The sequence below is a fragment of the Azospirillum sp. ST 5-10 genome (assembly GCF_051225715.1).
Classification (GTDB): Bacteria; Pseudomonadota; Alphaproteobacteria; order Azospirillales; family Azospirillaceae; genus Azospirillum.
On the sequence record NZ_JBPJSP010000102.1, the window covers coordinates 1 to 709 of the forward strand.

1 protein-coding gene is annotated in these 709 nt (G+C 69.3%); it reads left to right on the forward strand.

Annotated features, from left to right (window positions below):
* Positions 1-709: PTS transporter subunit EIIC (locus ACSBPG_RS32005; RefSeq protein WP_435541298.1), on the forward strand; the 709-nt coding region annotated here is incomplete at both ends.

The window sequence follows — 709 nt, forward strand, 5'->3', positions numbered from 1 at the left end:
CCGGCGACGTGATCTTCGGCAACCTGCCGCTGATCTTCGCCATCGGCGTCGCCGTCGGCTTCACCGAGAACGACGGCGTGGCGGCCATCGCCGCCACCATCGGCTACGTCGTGATGCTGGCGACCATGGGGGTGATGGCCGGCGTCTGGGGCCTCGAGCCGAAGGTGATCATGGGCATCCCGTCCATGGAGACCGGCGTGTTCGGCGGCATCCTGGCCGGCGGCCTGGCGGCGGCGATGTTCAACCGCTACTACAAGATCGCCCTGCCGCCCTATCTCGGCTTCTTCGCCGGCAAGCGCTTCGTGCCGATCGTCACCGGCCTCACCGCCATCGCCCTCGGCGCGGTGCTGTCGGTGGTGTGGCCGCCGGTCCAGCAGGGCATCGACGTCTTCTCCCACTGGGCCGCCGAGAGCGACCCGCGCCTGGCCGCCACCATCTACGGCTTCGTCGAGCGCCTGCTGATCCCCTTCGGCCTGCACCACATCTGGAACGTGCCGTTCTTCTTCGAGATCGGCAGCTTCACCGACGCCGCCGGCAAGGTGGTGCACGGCGACATCAACCGCTTCTTCGCCGGCGACCCGACCTCGGGCATCCTCGCCGGCGCCTTCCTGTTCAAGATGTTCGGCCTGCCGGCGGCGGCCATCGCCATCTGGCACGAGGCCCGGCCCGACCAGCGGGTCAAGGTCGGCGGCATGATGATCTCCGCGGC